The organism is Patulibacter sp. (genome assembly GCF_030655195.1).
Classification (GTDB): domain Bacteria; phylum Actinomycetota; class Thermoleophilia; order Solirubrobacterales; family Solirubrobacteraceae; genus Patulibacter.
The window spans coordinates 24,880-46,112 of record NZ_JAURWA010000106.1 but is presented as its reverse complement, the minus strand read 5'-3'; the positions used below and the strand labels follow the sequence as shown (position 1 = coordinate 46,112).

The window sequence follows — 21,233 nt, the reverse complement described above, 5'->3', positions numbered from 1 at the left end:
CGTCGCGACGAGATCCGGCGCGGCGGGCCGCGGCCGGTGGGGTCCTCAGCCCCGCCCGACCGCCCCCTCCAGCCGCAGGATCCGCCGGAGGATGGCCAGCGACCCCGCGTAGGTCGAGTCCATCCCGAAGAAGCTCAGGCCGCGCGCGCCGAGGGTGCGCGCCTGGGTGTAGGGCGTATCCGACGCGTAGTGGATGACGCCGAAGTCCAGCGGGACGCGGGTGAGCGAGACGGCGTCGCCGACGGGGTGGCGGTCGGCGTCGGCGAGCTCGTGGACGGCGGCGCAGAACGGGCCGGCCTCCATCTCGACCACCGTGTACGCCTCGCGGTAGTAGAAGTCGAGGTGATCGCGGTTCTGCAGGAACGTCGACCGCACCGTGACGGCCTTCTGGTTGTCGAGGCCCGTCCCGTAGCGGAGGTCCTGCTGGAGGTCCTCGACGGCGAACGCGTTGTCCAGCCAGTAGGTCGTCCGGGTGTGCTCGTCGTGGACGACGCCGGAGATCATCACGTCGCCGACGTCCGCGTTCAGCGTCGCGGCCTTGCCCAGGACGTAGACCCCTCGCAGGCGCGAGACGTCGACGGCCACCTCGCGGAGGATGTTGTACGCCGAGCTGCCGAGGGGGTAGTCGATGTTCACGATCACCGCGTCGCTGGCCCTGAGCGCCGCGGCGTCGACGTCGCCCAGGCGCGGGTCGAGGTGCTCGACGTCGAGCCGGTCCAGGGCCATCACCTGCGCCGGGACGCGCAGGGCGCCCTGCGGGAGCAGGTCGAGCACGCCGACGCGCGACTCGGCCGCGATCCGCTCCTCGGGGTGGCGCTCGAACGCGCCGCGCGCCGCGAAGTAGAGGAGGTTCTCGAGCGACCCGTCGCTCCGGCCCTCGCGGATCCGCACGAGCTCCTGACGCAGGTCGTCGGGGCCGTGGCGCTCGACCTCGCGCAGCAGGCCGTCGGCGTTCTGGCGGGCGATCCCCGAGACGAGGTTGACGAGCGCGTGGGTGTTCGACGAGACGAAGTAGACCGGCCGCTCGTGCAGGTCCGCCTTGGTCATCGCCGCGCTGACGGGCCGCCACCAGTCGCGCGTGACCCGGGCGTAGCCGACGTAGTTCATGCCGAGCGAGCGCAGCCGCAGGTCGCAGCGACGGTCGCGCATGCCGCGCAGCCGGTCCTCGAACTGGGCGCCCCACGACTCCTGCAGGCGGGTCCAGTCGTCCTCGGTGCCGCCGACGGCCTCGGCGAGCTCCGCCGGGAGCACGGGGACCTCGGCGCGACCGGATCCCCGCAGATGCGCCCGGATGGTGTTCCACTCGATCTGGAACGCCACGAGGGTGGGGACGAGGTCGTCGACGTCGGACGAGCTGGCCATCAGGACGGCGAGGGTGTCGCCGCCGACGTGCCAGAGCCGCCGGCGCGCGGGCGCCTCGGCGGGCGGCCAGGCCCCGAGGTCGATCCCCGCCGCCTCGAACTGCGTGCGCTCCTGGCCGAGGACGACGAGCCGGGCCTCGGCGATCGCGTCGGGCAGGCGTCGCACGGCGTAGAGGAACGCGCCCAGGTCGATCTCCTCGCGTCCCGCCATCGGGTGCAGGCTGGAGCCCATCGCCACGTGCGAGGGCTCGAGCACCTTCAGGCGGGTCTCGCCGGTCGAGCGCAGGAGCGTGGTGTAGGTGCGGTGGTACAGGCCGACCTCGTCCGAGAGGCCGTAGGTCCGGTCCGTGCCGCCCGGCGGCGGGGTGGCGAAGCGCTCGGTCATGTCCCGATCCTGACGGACGGCGGGATCGGTGCCGTGAAACCCTCGGTGGGTGCACGACACGGCCGCGACGACCCACGACGCCGTCCGGCTCGACCGCGTCACCGTCCGGCGCCACGGGCGCGCGGGGGAGGAGCTCGTCCTGCTGGACGACGTCTCCTGGCGGGTCGGGGCGGGCGAGCACTGGGTCGTCCTGGGGCCCAACGGTGCGGGCAAGAGCACGATGCTGCAGCTCGCCGGCGGCGTCACCCACCCCACGGAGGGCACGGTCCACGTGCTCGGCCGTCGCATCGGCGGGGTCGACCTGCGGGCGCTCCGCGAGCGGATCGGACACGTCGACGCGGCGACCGCCCGCGGGCTCAAGCGCGGCCTGGACGGTCGCGACGTCGTCCTGTCGGGCGCGTTCGGCAGCCTCGCCCCGCAGCGCAGGCGGCTGCGCACCGAGCACGAGGCGCGCGCGGACGAGCTGCTCGCGCTGACCGGCTCGGAGGTGCTCGGCCCGCGGCGCTTCGACGACTGCTCCCAGGGCGAGCGGCAGCGGCTGCTGCTGGCGCGGGCGCTGATGGCGGGCGGGCCCGGTGGCGGCCCCGACCTGCTGCTCCTGGACGAGCCCGCGAGCGGCCTGGACCTCCCCTCGCGCGAGCGCCTGGTCGGTGCCCTCGTGGCGAGCGCGCGGCGCTGGCCCGACCTGCCGACCATCACGGTCACGCACCACCTCGAGGAGATCCCGCCGACCAGCACCCACGCGCTGCTGCTGCGCGACGGTCGGGTGCTGGCGTCGGGATCGGCCGACGAGGTGCTCGCGTCCGGCCCGGTGTCGCAGTGCTTCGGCCTGCCGGTCACGGTGGAGCGCTCCGGCGGGCGGTGGGCGGCGCGGATGGACCCGCGGGGGTAGCGGCCCGGGCTGCGTTGGTTTTCGTCGTACGCAGGACGTCGACGCGCCACGCCGTAGCGGGCGCCGACAGCGTCGTCGTCGGACCGATGGCGTAGGCCGTCCCGCCGAGCGCGGGACCCGCGGCCAGCGACGGACCCCCCTCGGGCGAGGCATGGTCGCCGGGTCCTCGCAACGACTGAACGGACCCCGATGGCTCCCACCACCGACCTCACCCGCCGACGGTTCCTCGGCGCCGCTGCCCTCACCGGCGCCGCCGTCGCGGTGCCGGCCCTGCGATCAGCCGACGCGCACGCGGACGCCCCGACCCTCGGCGACCTGCCGACGGCCGAGCGTCGATACCTCGAGAAGGAGCGCCGAGCCGGCCTGGCGGCCGTCGCCGGCGGCGCGGGGCTCCCGTTCCTCACGGGCACCCAGCTCGCATCCATGCTCGCGGCCCGAGACGTCACGAGCGTCGCGGTGACCACCGCCTTCCTCGACCGCATCGACGCGCTCAACGGCGACGGGATGTTCTCCGTCCCGTCGCGCGAGCCGACGATCCCCGTGTTCGGGGACAACGGCAAGCTGAACGCCTACGTGCGATCGACCCGCGACCTGGCGCTCACCATGGCCGAGGACGCGGACGCCGCGCTGGACGCGGCCGCGAAGGGCGGGGCACCGCTGCCCTTCGGCGCCGGGGTCCCGGTGGCGCTGAAGGACATCTACGCCGTCGAGGGTGTGGAGCTCACGATCGGCTGTCCGCTGGCGAAGGGCAACGTCGCGACCGGCGACTCGGTCGTCGCCGAGCGGTTCCGGGCGTCGCACATGCCGATCATCGGCCTGACGCACACCGGGCCGTGGACGAACGACGACACGTGCCCGCAGACGGCCAACCCGTGGAAGCGGGACCGCTGCGTGGGCGGCTCCTCCGGCGGCTCGGCGGCGGCGATCTCCGCACGACTGGCCGTCGTCGCGACGGGCTCCGACACCGGCAACTCGCTGCGCAACCCCGCGCAGAACGTCGGCGTCGGGTCGATCAAGCCGACCTACGGACTGATCCCGAAGTACGGCGTGACGGTCTCCTCGACGAGCCTGGACACCTGCGGGCCGATGGGGCGCTCCATGGCCGACGTGTCGATGCTCCTGGGGGTCATGGCAGGACCGGACCCGAGGGACCCGCGCTCCGAGCAGGCACCGGAGTTCCCGGGCGGATTCCCGCTCGCGCCGCGGCCGGGGAACAAGCCCTTCGCCGGTCTGCGGATCGGGTCGACGGTCGACACCGAGACGAGCCCCGCCCGCGCGAGCTGGGCGCCCGGCATCCTCGCGCGCCTGAAGGCGACCGAGCAGCAGTTCATCGATCTCGGCGCCGAGATCGTGAAGATCACCCCCGCCGTCTCGAACCTCGGCAACACGACCTACTTCCAGGCCAAGGCGAAGGACCCGAACAACGGCACGACGTCGATCTCCGCGGCCAACGTCTACAGCTACGCGGAGAACGCGTTCACGCTGAAGGACACCTACGCGACGACGGCGGCCCAGAGCGCGCCGATCGAGGGCGCGGTCCGGACCCGCTTCCGCACCTCGATCGCCACGATCGAGGCCCAGAAGACGCTGCTCCAGAACCGCGCGAACGCCCTGACCCCGGAGGACCTCTTCGGAGCACAGCGCGTGCGCCGCGAGTACTCGGAGGCGTGGGCGAAGATCTTCGCGGACAACGACATCATCGCGTGTCTCTGGCCCCAGAAGGTGCAGACCCCGCCTGTCCGTGCGAACGACCAGACGGGCGGATTCTCCGGTGTGGAGTCCAGCCGGCCGAACACGACCGGTTGGCCCTGCCTGAACATGCCGGTGGGCAGGGACGAGAACACCGGGATCCCGGTCGGCATCGACCTGGCCGCGCCGTTCGGCGCGGACGCCGTGATCCTGCAGCTGGCGATCGACTACCAGGAGCACCACCCCTACCACCTCGACATCCCGACGGAGCTCTGACATGGCTGATCCCACCGGCGCGCGGCTGCGCGACTTCGACATCCCCGTGATCCTTCCGCGCATCGCGTTCCAGGAGCTGCAGTACGCGGCCGAGCCCGCGACGGGCGATCCGGCGACGCCGGCGCCCGGCCCAGTTACGACGGTGACCTGTGCAGCTCCGACACCCACCGCGGCGGCCGGCCCGCCCCCGGCCTCGGTCGGCGTCCCGTCGCCGAAGGTCCTGATCGGCCTGCCCGGCGCGAGCCGCCGCACGACGTCGCGCCTGCGGCGCTCCGGCCTGCCGTTCGCGGTGTCGAGCGACAAGGCGATCTCGGACGTCGAGGTGCGGCTGCTGCAGCGGCTGGCGAAGGGTCGCCTGCGGCCGCTCGGCGTGACGCTCGCGATCGATCCCGGCAGGCGGACGGTCCGGATGACCGTCCTCCCGACCCCGTTCGCGAAGGGCAAGCTGGCGCTGCCCGCGAGGTCGCGTGCGGTGCGCGCCGTCGTGACGGTGACCGCACGGGACGGCTCCGTCGGCCGCACGCAGGTCGACTTCACGCTGAAGGGCTGAGCACCGACCTGCCGGCGACCGCTCGCCCGCAGGGCGGTCCGGCAGGTCGTCCGGCCCGCCCGGCGGACCCCGGCCGGTCAGTCCTCCGGCCAGGCCTGCTCCTGCGAGCACCACCACGTCGTGCGGCCGCCGACGGTCGCGCGGACCATCTCGGCGCCGCAGCGGGGGCAGTGCTCGCCCTTCTTGCGGTAGGCGATGACGTCGCCCATGTGGACGCCGCCCCGGTGGATGGCCTCGCGCGTGCACGCGAGCATCACGCCGTGGAGCTCGCGCAGCTCGTCCTCCGCGAGGTCGCCCGCGGGCCGCAGCGGCGGCTGGGCGGCCTGCCACAGCAGCTCGTCGCAGAGCAGGTTGCCGATGCCCGCCAGCGTGGACTGGTCCATCAGCCGGGCCTTCAACGGGGCCTTCGCCGCCGCGCTCGCCCCGCTGCGGCCGACGCGCTCGACGAACTCGTCCTCGGTGATCAACAGCGCGTCGGGGCCGAGCTTCGACAGGTCGGGATCCAGCCGGACCCGGCCCAGCCGCCGCTTGTCGAAGAGGATCAGGCGGCCGCCGTCGTCGAGGTCCAGGGCGAAGCGGCTCCACGACCCGTCGCCGGGCAGCTCGCGGGCGCCGGTGCGCACGGGCATCGACCAGTCCTCGCGCTCGCGGGCGGTCAGCGGTTCGCCGGCGGACCCGAAGCGCGCCGGGTCGTCGTCGAGGACGTCGATGCCCTTGAAGTACAGCCCGTCGGCGGGTCCGACGGCGGTCGCGCCCTCGAGTCCCTCGCCGCCCAGGCCGACCAGCCGCCCCGCCATGCCGAGGTGCAGGCCCAGGCGCGGGCCGTCCTCCAGGTCCATCCAGAGCGACTTGCCGACGCGCCCGACGCCGAGGATCCGCTTCCCCGTGATCGCCTCGGCGATCTCTCCCGGCGCGTGGGGGCGGCACACCCACTCGTCGGTGTCGTCGACGTCGACGATGGTGCGTCCCGCGGTCCAGCGCTCGGCCAGGGCGCGGGCGGCTTCGACCTCGGGCAGCTCGGGCACGCCGGGCAGGCTAGAGCAGCGGAGCACCGCCCCGCCCGGCGCCCGGGATCGGTCCGCCCGGCTGGAGGACGGCGTGCAGCCCGGGACCCCCCGGCGGGTGCGGCGGTAGAGTCCGTCCATGTCGAACGCTGACTCCCGCACCGCTGTCGAAGTCGCACTGAAGCAGCTGCTGGAGCACGTCCCCGCCCTCAAGCCGCTGAAGATCGTCGCCGCCGCCGAGGTCCAGGGGGGTCGCGACGTCCAGCTGATCCGGATCCAGATGCCGGGCCCGAAGGTCTCCAAGGCGATGGCGCCGGATGCGCGCGTGACGGTCTCGATCCGCCGCGACCTGCTGAACGAGATGAACGACCTCAACGACCTGCAGGCCTGGGTCCGCGCCTGGGACCACGGCAAGTTTCGTGCCTCCGGCGTCGAGGAGTACATCCGCCTGATCGGTCAGGTCGTCAGCAAGACCGCCGCGAAGCAGAAGAAGATCCAGGACCAGAAGGACCTGGACTCCGGCGCCCCGCGTCGCCAGCACCAGCCGCGCTGAGCCGCGGCGGGAGGCGGCCTTCGACCCGCCCCCGCAGATCCCCCCCGCCGGGCCGCCCGACGGCGTCAGCCGCGCAGGTCGGCGACCAGCACGTCCGCGAACCGCCCGGCTGCGACCGGGACCGCGCGCAGGAACAGCTCGGGCTCGATCAGCTCGGCCTCCATCAGGAGCGGCCCGTCGGCCGTCGTCACGAGGTCGATCCGGGCGTAGGTGCTGGGCCACGGCAGCGCCTCGAGCACCCGGCGGGCGACCGCGACCTCGTCCGGGGTCGGCTCGTGGGGGAGGACGACCCCGCCGTGCTCCTCCTGCACCCGGAAGTCGCCCGCGGCGGGCTGCTTGCGCACCGCGTGGCTGAGCTCGCCGGCGAACAGGACGAGCGAGACCTCGCCGTCCTCGACCTCGGGCAGGTACGGCTGAACGAGCGCCTCGCCGTCGCGCAGCAGGCCCGCCAGGTGGTCGCGGGCCCCGTCCGTGCGGGCGGCCACCCGGACCGTGCCCATGGCGCCACCCGAGATCGCGGGCTTGATGACGACGTCGCCGTCGACGGCGAGGGCGGCGGTGCGCGCCGAGGCGCTCGCGTCGTGCCGCAGCACCGTCGTCGGGACGACCGGGAGCCCGCGCTCGAGCAGCTCGGCGAGGTAGCGCTTGTGCAGGTTCCAGCCGATCAGCCCTGCGGGGTTCAGCAGGCGCGTGGCCGCGCCCGTGCTCCGCGCCCAGGCGAGGAACTCGTCCGCCCGGCCGACGTAGTCCCACGGCGTGCGGCAGAGGACGAGCGGCACCTGGGACCAGTCGCGGTCGTCGTCCCAGGGCACGAGTGCGGCGCGCACGCCGCGCTCGGCCAGGGCCGCGACCAGCAGGTGCGACTCCGGGTCGGGCACCGGCATCGCCGTGGCGGATCCGGTGACCAGCGCGATCTGCAGGTCCCCCTCGTCGCCGTCGTCGGCCCGCAGCACGTCGCGACCCGTCCCGCGGCTCAGGCCGCGTAGCCGGCGGCGCGGCCCTGGCCGGCGATCCGCTCGGCCATCTTGCGGTTGGCCTCGTCGACCATCTCGCCGTCGAAGATCGCCGCGCCCGCACCGGACTCGGTCGCCTCGCGGTAGGCCTGCAGCATCGCCTCGGCCTTCTCCCACGACTCCTTCGTCGGGGTGAAGACCTCGTTGACGACTTCGATCTGCGCGGGGTGGATCGTCCACTTGCCGTCGAGGCCGAGGGCGCGGACGAGCTGCGTGCGGGTCCGGAGGCCCTCCTCGTCCTTGAACGCGGCGTACGGGCCGTCGATGGCCTGGATCCCGGCCGCGCGGGCGGCGACGACGAGGCGCGAGTAGAGGTAGTTGAGGTGGTCGCCGGGGTAGCCCTCGGGCGTGCCGCCGATCTGCGTGATCGGGATGCCGATCGCGGCGGAGTAGTCGCCCGGCCCGAAGATCAGCGTCTCCATCCGGCTCGACGCGGTGGCGATCTGCTCGACGTTGACGAGGCCCTTGGCGTCCTCGATCTGCGCCTCGATGCCGATCCGGCCGACCTCGTAGCCCTTCGCCAGCTCGATCTGGGTCAGCAGCTTGTCGGTCAGCTCGATGTCGCCCGGGGTCTGGACCTTCGGGAGCATCACGGCGTGGATCTTGTCGCCGGCCTCCTCGACCACGTCGATCAGGTCGCGGTAGTAGAACGGCGTGTCGGTGCCGTTGACGCGGAAGACGACCGTCTTCTCGGCCGGGAACTCGAGGGTCTTCAGCGCCTCGATGATGCGGGCGCGCGCCGCGTCCTTCTCGGACCGCGCGACGGAGTCCTCGAGGTCGAGGAAGACCTGGTCGGCCGCCAGCGTCGGGGCCTTCGCGAGGAACTTCTCGCTCGAGCCGGGGACCGAGTGGCAGGTCCGGCGAGGACGCAGCGGGCGGGGACCGTCGGAAGCGCTCATGCCGGGGATGATGCCGGGTCGCGACGCGTCTTGACCGGCGGTCGGGCGACGGCACCCGGCGGGCACCGGGCGGGCGGCCGGGGCCACGCCGTCGCCGGCTCCGGAGGCTCGCCCGGGCTGCCGGGCCGGCGTCGTGACGGGGCACCGCGCGGGGCCGCCGGGCCGGTCCGTGCGACCATCTGGGTCATGGCGCAGAACGTGACGAAGGTGCACCTCCTCGACGACATCAAGGATCTCGCGGAGCCCGCCGGCTTCGGGGACCAGCTCGAGACGCGCTTCGCACGGGCCGCCCTGGGCAGCAAGGAGGGCGCGCTGGGCCTCCAGCGCATCAAGCCCGGCCAGCGCCAGCCCTTCGGCCACAAGCAGAAGGAGCAGGAGGAGATCCACGTGATCATCGCCGGCTCCGGGCGCGTGAAGGTCGACCACGACTTCGTCGACCTCGTCCAGTACGACGCGATCCGCATCGCCCCGGACGTCGTCCGCCAGTTCGAGGCGGGACCCGACGGCATGGACCTCCTGATCTTCGGCTCGCCCGCCGGGGACCCCACGAAGGTCGGCGGCGGCGACAGCATCACGTACAAGAAGTTCTGGGACGCCTGAGACGAAGGCGGGCCCCGACCCCTGCGTCTCTGGGCGTGACCTCCCAGGAGGTGGCGGGGCAGGGCCCACCCGCATGAGGAGAGCGGGCCCCGACCCCTGCGTCTCGGGGCGGGTCGCATCTCCCGGCAGCGCGCGGGTCACCCCGGTGCGGTGACCCGGGTGAACTTCGCGGCGACGGGGTGATTTCGTCCCGTTTCGGTGGATCTGGGGCCCGAGCCCCACGAGGATCGCGCCCATGCGCGTCCCCCGTTCATCCGTCGTCCTGCTGACCGCCGCCGCCGCGGCGCTCGGCGCCTCCTCGACCGCCGGTGCCGTCGCCTGGGACACCACCGACCGCGGGCCCGGCACCGCCCTCGACGTGCCGTTCGTGGGCTCGGTGAACGACCCCCGGGTCGCGATCGCCTCCGACGAGACGGCGGTCGCCGCGTGGTACACGTCGGACGAGGCGCCGTCGGTGCGGGTCGCGACCCGCGCACCCGGCGCCGCGTGGAGCACGACGGCCGTCGACCTGACCGCGTCGGCCCCGCTCCCGGAGCTCGGCGCGTTCTACGGCGTCGACGACGTGCAGGTGGCGACCGGCAGGAACGGCGTGGTCGTCGTCTCGTGGTTCGAGGACCACGAGGGCGGCATGATCGTCCGCACCGCCGTGCGGCGCGGCGCGGGGCCGTGGGTGGTCTCGTCGCCGTCGGGTCCCGTCGGAGCGGACCTCGACGACCCGTTCGTCGCGGTCTCGGACGACGGCGAGATCGCCGCCGCGTGGATCGACGAGCGCGACGACGACGCCCAGCTGCGGATCCGGACGCTCGCTCCCGGGACCGACACCTGGACGCGGCCCACGGACGTCGTCGTGAACCGGGACAACGAGCCCCGCCTCGGGTACCTGCCGACCGGCGAGCTCGTCGGGACCTACCAGGACCGCGACACCGACGCCGTCGTCGTCTTCGAGAAGGCCTGTGACGCCGCCCCGGTCCTGCGACGGGACCTCGCGCTCGGCGGCGACTCCGAGTCGGCCGAGCCGGACCTCGCGGTCTCGCGCGACGGCCGGGTGGCCGTCGTCTGGCAGGAGGAGGAGGACGGCGAGCCCGTCCTCGTCCGGTCGGCCGTGCGGAGCGCCTCGGGGGCGTGGTCCACGTCGATGCTGGACCGGGCCGGCACGAGCAACGACCTGCCCGAGGTCGCGGCCTCCGACACCGGGTTCGTCGCCGCCTGGGACAGTCGCGACGAGGGCGGCCCCGCCGTCGACGCCGCGGTGCTCGGTCCCGGGGCGACCTGGGAGCCGACCGAGCGCGTCGTGGGGCAGCTCGCCGGACCGGGGGAGTCCGACGTGGCGGTGGCCCCCGACGGCACCGCGACCGTGGTCTGGGAGATCTTCGAGGACCGCACCCCCATGGTGGCGGGGAGCACCCGGCCCGCCGACGGGGTCTGGGCCGAGCCCGAGCGCGTCGCGGTCACGGACGAGGGGGAGCTGAGCGGACCGCAGGTCGCGGCCTACGCCGACGGCAGCTTCACCGGCGTGTGGCGCGACGCCCCGGACACCGCCGGCGACCAGACCGAGCTCGTGCGATCGGGCCTGCTGGACATCACCGGACCGGTGGTGCGGACGGATCCGCCCGCGACGACCACGATCGGCGTGCCGCTGACCCTCTCGGCCGTCGCCGAGGACCGGTGGAACGCCGTCGGTTCCGTCGGGTGGACGCTGCCGGGCGGCGTCGAGGTCGCGGGTCGGGACGTGACCTGGACGCCGACCGCCCTGGGCGACGCCACGCTCACGATCCGCGCCCGGGATGCGCGGGGCAACGAGACGGTCCGGACCGTCGTCGTCCGCGTCGTGCCGGTGGCGGTGGCGCCGCCGGCCGGGGAGACGCCCCCGGCCACCCCTGTGCCGCCCACCGTCGTCGCGCCGCCGACGCCCCCGGCGGCACCGGCGCCCCCGGCCGCCGCGACGCCCCCGTCGGCCTGCGCCGTGCCGTTCGTCGAGCTGATCGGGATCCGTGCCACGGGCACGGCGCGCGCGCCGCGGGTACGACTGACCGGCGTCGCCGGGCGCTCCCTCGTCGGTCGGACCGTCGAGGTCCGCCGCGACGGCCGGAAGGTCGGCACGGCGAGGGTCGCGGCGGACCGCTCCGTCGAGGTCTCGGTCCCGGCCCCGCGGCCCGCGGGCGCACGCGCACGGGCCCGCTACCGGCTGGTCGTCGGCGACGCCCGCTCCCGCGCCCTCAAGGCCACCCGGTCGGCCACGATCTCGCGGGCCGTGCGGCTGTCGGGCGGACGCGTCGCCGTCACCGGACGGATCTCGTCCCTGCGGCGGTCGACGACCCTGACGATCACCGGCACGCCGGCGTGCGGCGGCGCGCGGGCGACGCGGACCACCGTGCGCAGCGACGCGCGCGGGCGCTTCCGCGTGACGCTCCCGGCCCCCGCCGTCCCCGGCTCGGCGACGATCTACCGGATCGCTCCGAGGGGCTCGGGGACCGCGACGCTCCCGATCGTCGTCGCGGCCGGCTGATCGGGTGGGGCCGAGGCCCGGCGCGCCCAGCCCCGGTGGGCGACGCGGCGGGGTCGGGCGGCGTCCCGCGTCGCACGTTCGCGGCCATCGGCCACGCCCCGAGCGGTCGCCCCGTAGGCTGGGCGCCGATGGCCCTCCTGGATCGCCGCCTCCTCCTCGTGACCGGAAAGGGCGGCACCGGGAAGACCTCGATCGCCGCCGCACTCGGCGTGCTCGCCGCCCGCCAGGGCAAGCGCGTCCTGATCGCCGAGGTCGCCGGCGAGCGGCTCTCGTCGCTCTTCGGCCACGGCCCGGTCGGCCACCGCGAGACGGTCGTCGAGGAGCGGATCTCGCTGCAGGCGATCGACCCGATCGAGGCCGCCCACGACTTCCTCCGCAGCCAGGTCGGCGGGCCCGTCCACCGGGTGATCTTCCAGAACCGCCTGTTCAACCTGACGATGACCGCGGCCCCGGGCCTGCGCGAGGTCTGCACGGTGGACCGCTTCCGCGACCTGTCGCAGAAGGACCGCGGCCGCAAGCACCCGACCTACGACCTCGTCATCGTCGACGCGCCGGCCACCGGACACGCGATGGCGATGCTGCGCTCGCCGGCGACCTACAGCGGCATCGCGCGCGGGGGGCCGATCAAGAAGCGCGCCGACGAGCTCTCGGCGCTGATCGAGGACCGCAGGCGCACGGGCGTGGTCCTCTGCGCGCTGCCGGAGGAGACGCCGGTGAACGAGACCCTCGAGACCGCGGAGGCCCTGCGTGGCCTGGGCGTCGACCTGGGCCTCGTCGTCCTCAACCGCACCCGGGGCACGCTCCTGGAGGACCCGGAGGCCGAGGAGATCGGGGCGCTGGCGCCGGGCGCGGTCGACGAGGCGTCCGACGGCGACCTCGCCGTCCGGGTGGCCGGTCCCGTGCTCGTCGAGCACCGCCGGGCCCGACGCGAGGACGTCCAGCGCGAGCGCCTCGCCGCCGGCCTGCGCCCCGGCGTCGCGCTCACCGCGCTGGAGCGGCGCGACGACGAGGTGACCCGGGACGACCTGGGCGAGCTCGCCGACGCCCTGGCGGAGGCCGCGGCGTGAGCGCGGCGGACGCCACGCCCGGCGGCGTGACCTCGACCCTGCACCTGGACTCCACGCTGGCCGACGCGCGCGTCGTGGTGCTCGCCGGCGGCGGCGGCGTGGGCAAGACGACGACGGCGGCCGGCATCGGCCTGGGCCTCGCCCGGCGCGGACGGCGCGTCTGCGTCCTGACGATCGACCCCGCCCGGCGCCTGGCCGACGCGCTCGGCCTCGAGGGCGTCGCGGACGAGCCGGTGCAGGTGCCGCTGGAGCCCAGCGCGCCCGACGGTGGCACCGTCGGCGAGCTCTGGGTCGTGATGCTCGACGCGAAGTCCACCTGGGACGGGCTCATCCGGGAGTACGCCGACAGCCCGGAGGCCGCGGAGAAGGTGCTCCAGAACCGCGTCTACAAGGAGTTCTCCGGGGCGGTCGCCGGCACCCAGGAGTACACCGCCGTGGAGAAGCTCCACGAGCTCCTGCAGTCCGGCCGCTGGGACGTCGTCCTGCTGGACACCCCGCCGACCCGCAACGCCCTGGACTTCCTCGACGCGCCGCAGCGGCTGCACTCGTTCCTCGACTCCCGGGCCCTACAGCTGCTGCTGAAGCCGGCCTCGGGTGGCCTCGGACTGCTCGGCCGCGGCGCCGGCGTCTTCACCGGACTGCTCAAGCGCGCGCTCGGCGTCGACCTGCTGTCGGACCTCGTCGAGTTCTTCGGCGTGCTCGGGGGCATGAGCAAGGGCTTCGGCGAGCGGGCCCGCGCGGTCCAGGCGCTGCTGGCGGAGCCGCGGACGGTCTTCCTCCTCGTGGCCGCGCCGCACCCCGAGTCGCTCGCCGAGGCGGGCGCGTTCCGCAAGGCCCTCTCCGGTCGCGACATCACCTACGGCGGGCTCGTCGTCAACCGCCTGACCCGCGCGGCCCGGCACGAGGACGAGGACGCCGTGCGGGACGCGCTGGCCGAGGCGCTCGGCGACGAGGACGTCGCCGCCCGCGCCGCCGCCATGCACGAGCGGATCCGCCGCCAGGCGACGCACGACGAGCGGCTGATCACCGAGCACCTGCGGGGCCCCGGCGACGAGCCGGTCCTGCTGGTGCCCCAGCTGGCCGAGGACGTCCACGACGTCGAGGGGCTCGACCGCCTGGTCGAGCACCTCTTCCCCGCGGCGGGCTGAGCGGCCGGCCGGGGCGACGATCCGGCTCAGGCGGCGGCGGGCCCGTCGCCGCGCCCGGCGCGGCGGTCCCGCCGGACGACCTAGAAGCCGTACTTCTCGCGCAGCTCGTCGTCGTTCTCGGCCAGCTGCTCGGCGAGCTCGACGAGGACCTTGGCCTGCTTCCACGAGGCGTCGTCCTGCATCTTGCCGTCGATCATGTGGACGCCCTTGCCGTCGGGGATCGCCTCGATGATCTTCTTGGCGAAGGCGACCTCGTCCGGGTCGGGGGAGAAGACCTTCTTGGCGATGTCGATCTGCACCGGGTGCAGCGACCAGGTGCCGACGCAGCCGAGGATGAACGCGGCGCGGAACTGCGCCTCGCAGGCGACGACGTCTTTGATGTCGCCGAACGGGCCGTAGAACGGGAGGATGCCGTTGGCGACGCAGGCGTCGACCATGCGGGCGACGGTGTAGTGCCACGGGTCCTGCTGGGCGCGGACGCGGCCGGCCTCGAGGTCGTCGGCGCTCGTGGGGTCCGAGATCGAGACGTAGCCGGGGTGACCGCCGCCGACGCGGGTGGTCTTCATGCGACGCGAGGCGGCGAGGTCGGCCGGGCCGAGCGAGATGCCCTGCATGCGCGGCGAGGCGCCGGCGATCTCCTCGACGTTGGCCATGCCCGACGCGGTCTCGAGGATCGCGTGGAAGAGGATCGGGCGGGTGACGCCGGCCTTGGCCTCCAGCTGGGCGACGAGGCGGTCGGCGTAGTGGATGTCCTGGGCGCCCTCGACCTTCGGGATCATGATGACGTCGAGCTCGTTGCCGATCTCGGTGACGAGCGTCGTCAGGTCGTCGAGGACCCAGGGGCTCTCCAGCGAGTTCACGCGGGTCCAGAGCGGCGTGCCGCCCAGGTCAGCGGTCTTCCCCACCTCGACGAGACCGGCGCGCGCGGCCTCCTTGTTGTCGATGGAGACGGCGTCCTCGAGGTTGCCCAGGACGATGTCGGCCTTCGCGGCGATCGCCGGGAGCTTCGACCGCATCTTCTCGTTGCTCGGGTCGAAGAAGTGGATCATCCGCGAGGGCGGGACCGGGATCTCGCGGACCGGCTCCGGCGCCCCGACGGCGAGCGGCTTGAAGAAGTCACGGGGGTTGCGCATGGGGCCGGATCCTACCCGCGGTCGGGCGTGGTCCGTCTTCGCGTCCTGGACCTCCCGGGCGCTCGTGCCGCCCGGTCACCGGTCGGTGGCATCCACCGGGTTCGGCGACGCGTAGGATCTCGATAGGCCGCAAATCCAACCGGGATTCGCGGGTATCGACATCGAGGATCCCATGGCGACCACGAAGAAGCAGATCGTCCCGTTCACCGTCGCGGGCGAGGGCACCGGCGTCCTCCAGCGGATCACGGTCGGCGGCGACGGCACCGCCCACCGGTTCGCCACCGACACCGTGCCGCCGTTCGGGGGTCAGGACTCCGAGCCCAGCCCGCTCTCGCTGACCCTCGGCGCGCTGACCGGCTGCAACCAGATCACCGCGCAGATCGTGGCCAAGGAGCTGGGCGTCACGCTCGGCGAGCTGCGGTTCGACGCCACGGGCGACTTCGATCCGTCGGTGATGGCCGGTGGTGCGGACGGCAACGCGAACTTCGACGCGGTCCGCGTCTCCGCGACGATCGCCACCGACGCCGACGACGCGACGTTCGAGCGGCTCAAGACCGAGACCGAGCGCCGCTGCCCCGTCACGCAGCTCTTCGTCCGCAGCGGCCTCGAGTTCACCTCGGACTGGACGAACGCGGCGCTGTAGGGGCGATCGCGGGACGGGCGCCGCCGGCCGGGTTCGCCGTCCTCGGGACGGGCGGGCCGGCCGGCGGTGGTGGGGCGCGCGGCCGCGCGCCCGGTCACCCCAGGACCGTGTCGAAGATCAGGTAGCCGTTGAGGCCGATGATGATCGTCGCGATCACGCTCGCGGCGAGCGTCGTCACGCGGCGGTTGACGAGCGACCCCATCACCCGGCGGTCGCTGCTGATGATGATCAGCGGGACCAGGGCGAACGGGATCCCGAACGAGAGGACGACCTGGGAGACGACCAGGACGTCCGTGGTCGGCAGGCCCACCGCGAGGACGACCAGGGCGGGGGACATGGTCACCAGGCGGCGCACGAACAGCGGGATCCGCCAGTCCATGAACCCCTGCATCACGATCTGGCCGGCGTAGGTGCCGACGCTGGAGGACGAGAGCCCCGAGGCGAGCAGCGCGACGGCGAACGCGAGCGCCGCCCCGCCGCCGACGTACTCGCGCAGGCCGCGATGGGCGGCCTCGATCGAGTCGACGTCCGTCGCCCCGATGCGGAAGAACAGCGCCGCGGCGACGAGCATCATCGAGAGGTTGATCAGGCCGGCGATGCTCAGCCCGAGGCCGACGTCGATCCGCAGCCAGCGGAGCAGGTCGCGACGCTCCGCCTCGTCGCGGGGGGCCATCCGGTTCTGCGTCAGCGCCGAGTGCAGGTAGACGACGTGCGGCATGACGGTCGCGCCGATGATGCCGACCACCAGCAGCAGCGAGTCCGACCCGGCGAGACCCGGCGTCAGGCCGTCGAGGATCCCCGACGCCGACTGGTTGCCGACCGCGACGAGGTCGTAGACGAAGCCCGCCGCGACCAGGCCCAGCATGGCGGCGATCGCCAGCTCGAACCTGCGGTAGCCGCGCTGCTCCAGCGCGAGGATGGCGAACGCGACGACCGCGGTGATCAGGCCGGCCTCGAACAGGGGGACGCCGAAGAGCAGGTTCAGGCCGATCGCCGCACCGACGAACTCGGCCATGTCCGTGGCGATGGCCACCACCTCGGCCTGTGCCCACAGCCCGAACCGCGTCCGGCGGCCGAAGCGCCCGCGCGCGAGCTCGGGCAGGTTGTGCCCCGTCGCGAGCCCGGTCTTCGCCGACAGGTACTGCACGAGCATCGCCATCGCGCTGGACATCACGACGACCCAGACGAGCAGGTAGCCGAACTGGGCACCCGCCGAGATGTTCGTCGCGAAGTTGCCCGGGTCGACGTAGGCGACGGCCGCGACGAACGACGGACCGAGGAGTGCCAATCGACCCCGGATGCGGCCCCGTGAACGGGCCGTCTGCAGGTGGCTGGGGGTGAGGGGGGCGTCCGGGTCGGGTGTGGCCGATGGGGGGTCGCGCTGAAGTGTGGGCTCTATGCGAGTGATTGTATCGCGTGCCAAAACCTCGGCCGTGCGCCCCATCCGGCAGACTCCCGCAGGCGCGATCCGCCGCAACCCGACCTGGAGTAGCAATGTCCGACGAGCCGACCTTCACCCCTGGGACCGACGACCTCCCGGAGGTCCGTCACGCGACCGGTTCCCACCAGTACGGGCGCTACTTCGAGGAGTTCGAGGAGGGCGCCACGTACAAGCACTGGCCCGCGAAGACCGTCACGGAGGGGGACGACCACCTCTTCTGCCTCCTGACGATGAACCACCACCCGCTGCACCTCAACGACGTCTACGCCAAGCGGTCGCAGCAGGGCAAGAACGTCGTCGTCGGTCCGTACGTGTACTCGCTGGCGCTGGGCATCTCCGTCTCCGACATCTCGGGCCTGGCGATCGCCAACCTCGCGACGGACGACCTCTCGCACCCCAACCCGGTCTTCCACGGCGACACGCTGTTCGTCGAGACCGAGGTCCTCTCGAAGAAGGCGTCCAAGACGAAGCCCGACCGCGGCGTCGTCATCGTCCACACGCGCGTCTTCAACCAGGACGGCCTGCTCGTCGCCGAGTTCAAGCGCCGCGTGCTCGTCCCGAAGAAGGACCCGGGCGAGTAGGGGGACCCAGCCGCCGGCGGAGCTCGAGCGCCAGGGCGACCGCCAGGCGGCGGTCGCCGGGGCGGTGGCCCAGCTGCTCTGTCGCACGGCCGACCCGCTGCAGGACCGTGTTGCGGTGCGTCTGCAGGCGCGCCGCGGCCCGCGGCGCGTTGTCCGCCTCGTCCAGGAACACCCGCAGCGTCTCCCGCAGGCGCGCGGCGGTCGGGGTGTCGTCGGCGAGCGGTCCGAGGGTCGCCGCCATGAACCCCTCCGCGGAGGCCCGGTCGCGACCGGCCAGCGCGGTGATCTCCAGCGCGCTCCACGTCGACACCCGCTCACCCGAGGGGTCGTCGCGCAGGAGGCGGTGGATGGCCGTCGCCGCCTCGTGGCTGCGGCGGAACCCGCCGATCCCTGCCGCGGCCGGCCCGATCGCCACCCGCACCGCCGGGTCGACCGCGGCCAGCGCCCGGTCGATCGCGGACTCCTCCGGCACCCCTCCGCCGGTCAGCCAGGCCCAGAGCGTCGTGGAGCCCGCCGCGAGCGTGAGCGGGGTGCCGGCGCCGGCGACCCGGGCGACGGCCACCGCCGCGGTCTCGAGCGCGCCGGCGTCGGCGGGACCTCCGTCCCGCCACAGCACGAGCGCCGTGTGCCGGCGGTCCAGGTCGACGCGCAGCCGCGTGCTCGCGGTGGCGCGGTCGAGCGGCGCGCCGTCCAGCACGAGCCGGATCGTCTCGGCGCGTCGGGCGAGCGCCCCGCCCAGGACCTGCTCCCGCTCGCGTTGCATCTCCAGGATGACGCGCCCGAGGACCCCGTCGACGTAGCGGAACAGCAGGTCGAGCGAGACGTTCAGGACCGCGGCCAGGTCGTCCCGCGAGGTCGCGACCTCCTCGGCGACCGTCATCCAGCGGCGCCAGAGGACCTGCTGCCCCTGCCGGTAGCCCTGGTAGACGACGTCGGACTCGATCCCCCGGCGCACGACGGTCCGCGCGAACTCCAGGGCCTCGGCCGGTGGCTCCTCCGCGGGCGGGTCCGACGGCAGGCGGGCGACCGCGACGTACCGGCGGGCGTTGCCGCGGCAGCTCGCCGCCGCCTCCGCGCGGATCACCGGGTCCGCGTCCAGGGCGGGGACGGTCACGACGATCGCCTCCACCATCTCGGCGACCACGGACTCCAGGTCCACCTCGACCCGGTCGGCGATGCGTCCGAGCAGGTCGGCGAGATCCGTCATCGCCGCAGTGTGCCACCGCCCATTCCCGGCGGGGAAGTTCGTGCGAGACGCCATCATCGCGCCCGCCGGCCCGGGCTAGCGTCGCGTCATGATCGAACGGACGACGGACGACGTGGACACGGATCTCGACGTGCTGATCGTGGGGGCGGGGATCTCCGGCATCGGTGCGGCCTGCCACCTGCGCTCGCGGCTGCCGGGGAAGCGCATCGCGATCCTCGACGCGCGGGAGGCGATCGGCGGGACGTGGGACCTCTTCCGCTACCCCGGCGTGCGGTCGGACTCCGACCTCCACACGTTCGCGTACGAGTTCAAGCCGTGGACGAGCGGGAACATGATCGCCGACGGCCACGAGATCGTGGCGTACCTCGAGGAGGCCGCACGGGAGCACGGGGTGCACGAGCACCTCCGCTTCGGGCACCGGGTGCTCTCCGCGTCGTGGTCGGGGGACGAGGCCCGTTGGACGGTCCGGGTCGCGCACGACGGCCGGGAGGAGGACCTGACGACGCGGGTCCTCTTCTCCGCCACGGGCTACTACGACCACGCCGAGGGGTTCGCGCCGGAGTTCCCGGGTGCGGAGGACTTCGCCGGTCGGATCGTCCACCCGCAGGCGTGGCCCGAGGACCTCGACCACGCCGGGCGGCGCGTCGTCGTCATCGGCAGCGGTGCCACGGCCGTCACGCTCGTCCCGGCGATGGCGCAGGACACCGCGCACGTGACGATGCTGCAGCGCTCGCCGACCTACGTCGTGCCGGTGCCGCGGCGAAACGCGCTCGCCAACGCGATGAACCGCGTGCTCCCGGAGGCCCTGGCGTACCGGATCACGCGCCGCCTGAACGTCGCCGTCTGGCGCGGCGTCTACAACGGCTGCCAACGGTGGCCGCGGGCCTCGCGGCGCCTGATCCGCGCGATCACCCGGCGCCTGCTTCCCGCGGGCTACCCCGTCGACGAGCACTTCAAGCCGCGGTACGACCCGTGGGACCAGCGCCTCTGTGCCGTCCCCGACGGCGACCTCTTCCGTGCGATCCGCGAGGGGCGGGCGTCCGTCGTGACCGACCGGATCGACCGGTTCACGGAGACCGGTGTCCGCCTGGCCTCGGGCCGGGAGCTCGAGGCGGACGTCGTCGTGACGGCCACCGGACTGCGGATGCTGCCCTTCGGCGGCATCGACGTGTCGGTCGACGGCCGGCGGATCGACTTCGGGGAGACCGTCGCGTTCAAGAGCATGATGCTGGGCGGCCTGCCCAACTTCGCGTTCGCCTTCGGCTACACGAACATCGCCTGGACCCTGAAGGTCGACCTCGTCTGCGAGCACTTCTGCCGGCTGCTCGCGCACATGGACGACCACGGATGGGACGTGGTCGTCCCGGAGCTCGACGACCCGACGGTGGAGACGTCGCCGTTCCTCGACTTCGACGCGGGCTACGTGCAGCGCGGGATCGACGCGTTCCCGCGGCGCGGGTCGCACGGGCCGTGGACCGTCGAGATGGGGTTCGTCGCCGACCGGGAACGCCTGCGGCGCGGCGGCGTCGAGGACCCGGCCCTGCGGTTCTCGACCACGGACCGCCGGCCGGCGGTCGTCGCCTGAGCGACCGCCGCCTACGGCGGGTCGGACGACCTACAGGCCGCCGACGCGCTTCGGCGGCCAGTAGGTGCCCACCGCGTTGCCGATGACCCACTTCACGCGGACCGGGCCCCAGTAGCGGCTGTCCTCGGAGTTGCCGCGGTTGTCGCCCAGCACGTAGACCGTGTCCTTCGGGACCGTGATGGTGCGGGTGAAGGTGCAGTCGTCGCCCGAGGAGCAGCGGCGGATGAACGGCTCGCTCGCCCGCTTGCCGTTGCGGATGACGCGTCCGCGGCGCAGCGAGATCCGGTCGCCCGGGACGCCGACGACGCGCTTGACGAAGGTGCTGGAGTCGTCCTCGTCGCGCGGCACGGCGCACAGGCTCGGTGTGCCGCCGCCCTGATCGCGGTTGGTGCAGCCGCCCTCCTCCGGGTCCTTCGCGGGGTGGAAGACGATGACGTCGCCCACCGACGGCGTCGAGCCGAGGTGGTGGCCGACGCGCTCGACCACGATCCGCTGGCCGATCTGGAGCGTGGGCTCCATCGACTCCGAGGGGATCTGGTACGGCTTGACGGCGAGGGCCTGGACGGCGAAGACCAGACCCAGGACCACGGCGATCGTGAACACCATCGAGACGAGGGAGTTCCGTCGCAGGCGCTTGAGGGTCGGGAGCACCGATGGATCGTGGCAGAGCCCCCGCCGCCGCGAGCCGCCGGGGGACGAT

The 21,233-nt window shown here is 73.7% G+C and carries 19 protein-coding genes; 11 read left to right on the top strand and 8 right to left on the bottom strand.

Annotated features, from left to right (window positions below):
- Positions 1-45: 45 nt before the first annotated feature.
- Positions 46-1,746 carry a hypothetical protein gene (locus Q7T67_RS11030; protein ID WP_304789029.1) on the bottom strand — a complete coding sequence of 567 codons (1,701 nt, stop codon included), beginning with the start codon at positions 1,744-1,746 and terminating at the stop codon, positions 46-48.
- 49 nt (positions 1,747-1,795) lie between these two features.
- On the opposite strand from Q7T67_RS11030, the gene Q7T67_RS11025 reads away from it, so the two are divergent.
- From Q7T67_RS11025 to Q7T67_RS11015, 3 genes are all read left to right on the top strand, one after another.
- Positions 1,796-2,638, top strand: a complete 843-nt coding sequence (locus tag Q7T67_RS11025; protein ID WP_304789027.1) for an ABC transporter ATP-binding protein — start codon at positions 1,796-1,798, stop codon at positions 2,636-2,638.
- A gap of 189 nt (positions 2,639-2,827) precedes the next feature.
- Positions 2,828-4,603, top strand: coding sequence for an amidase (locus Q7T67_RS11020; RefSeq protein ID WP_304789025.1), 1,776 nt, complete (start codon positions 2,828-2,830; stop codon positions 4,601-4,603).
- Between the two features lies 1 nt (position 4,604).
- A complete protein-coding gene (locus Q7T67_RS11015) occupies positions 4,605-5,153 on the top strand; it encodes a hypothetical protein (RefSeq protein ID WP_304789023.1) in 549 nt (182 codons plus the stop codon).
- Positions 5,154-5,230: 77 nt separating this feature from the next.
- Here the strand turns inward: Q7T67_RS11015 and Q7T67_RS11010 are convergent, their stop codons facing one another.
- A complete protein-coding gene (locus tag Q7T67_RS11010; protein ID WP_304789021.1) occupies positions 5,231-6,178 on the bottom strand; it encodes an Fpg/Nei family DNA glycosylase in 948 nt (315 codons plus the stop codon).
- A 118-nt stretch (positions 6,179-6,296) separates the two neighbouring features.
- On the opposite strand from Q7T67_RS11010, the gene Q7T67_RS11005 reads away from it, so the two are divergent.
- Positions 6,297-6,710 (top strand): hypothetical protein, encoded by a 414-nt coding sequence (locus tag Q7T67_RS11005; RefSeq protein ID WP_304789019.1) that lies wholly within the window; start codon positions 6,297-6,299, stop codon positions 6,708-6,710.
- 65 nt (positions 6,711-6,775) lie between these two features.
- Here the strand turns inward: Q7T67_RS11005 and Q7T67_RS11000 are convergent, their stop codons facing one another.
- The gene (locus tag Q7T67_RS11000; RefSeq protein WP_304789017.1) at positions 6,776-7,663 is read right to left on the bottom strand and encodes a RimK family alpha-L-glutamate ligase; all 888 of its coding nucleotides are present in this window, start codon (positions 7,661-7,663) and stop codon (positions 6,776-6,778) included.
- Positions 7,664-7,683: 20 nt separating this feature from the next.
- Entirely contained in the window at positions 7,684-8,622 is a 939-nt protein-coding gene (locus Q7T67_RS10995) for a CoA ester lyase (RefSeq protein WP_304789014.1), read from the bottom strand.
- Between the two features lie 186 nt (positions 8,623-8,808).
- Between Q7T67_RS10995 and Q7T67_RS10990 the strand changes: the two genes are divergently transcribed.
- The 4 genes from Q7T67_RS10990 (at position 8,809) to Q7T67_RS10975 (ending at position 13,943) form a co-directional block, all read left to right on the top strand.
- Positions 8,809-9,222 carry a hypothetical protein gene (locus Q7T67_RS10990; RefSeq protein WP_304789012.1) on the top strand — a complete coding sequence of 138 codons (414 nt, stop codon included), beginning with the start codon at positions 8,809-8,811 and terminating at the stop codon, positions 9,220-9,222.
- Positions 9,223-9,457: 235 nt separating this feature from the next.
- Entirely contained in the window at positions 9,458-11,728 is a 2,271-nt protein-coding gene (locus tag Q7T67_RS10985) for a hypothetical protein (RefSeq protein WP_304789010.1), read from the top strand.
- A 128-nt stretch (positions 11,729-11,856) separates the two neighbouring features.
- The gene (locus tag Q7T67_RS10980) at positions 11,857-12,795 is read left to right on the top strand and encodes an ArsA family ATPase (RefSeq protein WP_304789008.1); all 939 of its coding nucleotides are present in this window, start codon (positions 11,857-11,859) and stop codon (positions 12,793-12,795) included.
- Positions 12,792-13,943, top strand: a complete 1,152-nt coding sequence (locus Q7T67_RS10975; protein ID WP_304789006.1) for an ArsA-related P-loop ATPase — start codon at positions 12,792-12,794, stop codon at positions 13,941-13,943. The genes Q7T67_RS10980 and Q7T67_RS10975 overlap by 4 nt, the downstream gene beginning before the upstream one ends.
- Before the next feature lie 80 nt (positions 13,944-14,023).
- Here the strand turns inward: Q7T67_RS10975 and Q7T67_RS10970 are convergent, their stop codons facing one another.
- A complete protein-coding gene (locus tag Q7T67_RS10970; RefSeq protein WP_304789004.1) occupies positions 14,024-15,076 on the bottom strand; it encodes a CoA ester lyase in 1,053 nt (350 codons plus the stop codon).
- A 172-nt stretch (positions 15,077-15,248) separates the two neighbouring features.
- On the opposite strand from Q7T67_RS10970, the gene Q7T67_RS10965 reads away from it, so the two are divergent.
- On the top strand, positions 15,249-15,719 hold the full coding sequence (locus Q7T67_RS10965; RefSeq protein WP_304789002.1) for an OsmC family protein: 471 nt from the start codon (positions 15,249-15,251) through the stop codon (positions 15,717-15,719).
- Positions 15,720-15,813: 94 nt separating this feature from the next.
- On the opposite strand, the gene Q7T67_RS10960 is transcribed toward Q7T67_RS10965, so the two are convergent.
- Positions 15,814-17,163: an Nramp family divalent metal transporter gene (locus tag Q7T67_RS10960; RefSeq protein WP_304789000.1), complete on the bottom strand. Its 1,350-nt coding sequence runs from the start codon at positions 17,161-17,163 to the stop codon at positions 15,814-15,816.
- A 50-nt stretch (positions 17,164-17,213) separates the two neighbouring features.
- Here Q7T67_RS10960 and Q7T67_RS10955 point away from each other — a divergent pair, with 50 nt between their 5' ends.
- A complete protein-coding gene (locus Q7T67_RS10955; RefSeq protein ID WP_304788998.1) occupies positions 17,214-17,741 on the top strand; it encodes a MaoC family dehydratase in 528 nt (175 codons plus the stop codon).
- Here the strand turns inward: Q7T67_RS10955 and Q7T67_RS10950 are convergent.
- On the bottom strand, positions 17,698-18,948 hold the full coding sequence (locus tag Q7T67_RS10950; protein WP_304788996.1) for a CdaR family transcriptional regulator: 1,251 nt from the start codon (positions 18,946-18,948) through the stop codon (positions 17,698-17,700). The genes Q7T67_RS10955 and Q7T67_RS10950 overlap by 44 nt on opposite strands.
- An 88-nt stretch (positions 18,949-19,036) precedes the next feature.
- On the opposite strand from Q7T67_RS10950, the gene Q7T67_RS10945 reads away from it, so the two are divergent.
- Positions 19,037-20,533: an NAD(P)/FAD-dependent oxidoreductase gene (locus tag Q7T67_RS10945; protein ID WP_304788994.1), complete on the top strand. Its 1,497-nt coding sequence runs from the start codon at positions 19,037-19,039 to the stop codon at positions 20,531-20,533.
- 30 nt (positions 20,534-20,563) lie between these two features.
- Here the strand turns inward: Q7T67_RS10945 and lepB are convergent, their stop codons facing one another.
- Complete coding sequence (gene lepB / locus Q7T67_RS10940) at positions 20,564-21,184, bottom strand: signal peptidase I (protein ID WP_304788992.1); 621 nt, start codon at positions 21,182-21,184, stop codon at positions 20,564-20,566.
- Positions 21,185-21,233 lie beyond the last annotated feature (49 nt).